We start from the raw sequence: 494 nt of genomic DNA, 5'->3' as shown, positions 1-494 counted from the left end.
GGCCATCCGCAGTGGCTGCCGGACGAGCCGCTCGGCGCAGCGACGGTGCAGCGCTGGTTGTCGTACGCGGCCGGGCCGATCGCCTACGGGCCCGCCGCGGCGCGGCTGGCGACCGCATTCGGGATGCCGCTCGACCTGGCGGCGGCCAGGCGTACGGCGACCCGGTTGCTCGATGCGATCGACCAGGAATTGGTCGACACGCCGTTCGCCGCCGGCGCGCAACCGACCATCGCCGACATCGCCGGCTACACCTACATCGCGCATGCGCCAGAAGGCGGAATCGCGCTCGAACCTTACCCGCAAGTGCGGGCGTGGCTTGCCCGGATCGAAGCCTTGCCGGGATTCGTCGCCTTGCCGGCGCTGCCGCCCGGCGCGTCGGCCGGCTGAGCGCTGCCGGCCGACGGCACGCAGACCGCGATGAACGCGCCGACCGCTGGCGTCGCCGGCTGGGATCTGGAGACCTCGCCGTTCCACCCCGGCGAACTTGCCGTCCA

Annotated in this window: 1 protein-coding gene; it reads left to right on the top strand. The window is 73.1% G+C overall.

The genetic code is table 11. From position 1 onward, the window contains the following. A partial coding sequence (locus tag D180_RS22295; RefSeq protein ID WP_017914510.1) for a glutathione binding-like protein occupies positions 1-387 on the top strand: 387 nt, incomplete at its 5' end. Between the last annotated feature and the right edge of the window lie 107 nt (positions 388-494).

This window comes from Xanthomonas sp. SHU 166 (genome assembly GCF_000364685.1).
Taxonomy (GTDB): domain Bacteria; phylum Pseudomonadota; class Gammaproteobacteria; order Xanthomonadales; family Xanthomonadaceae; genus Xanthomonas_A; species Xanthomonas_A sontii.
Note: the sequence above shows the minus strand (reverse complement) of the source record. Positions and strands in the feature narration are given on the sequence as shown.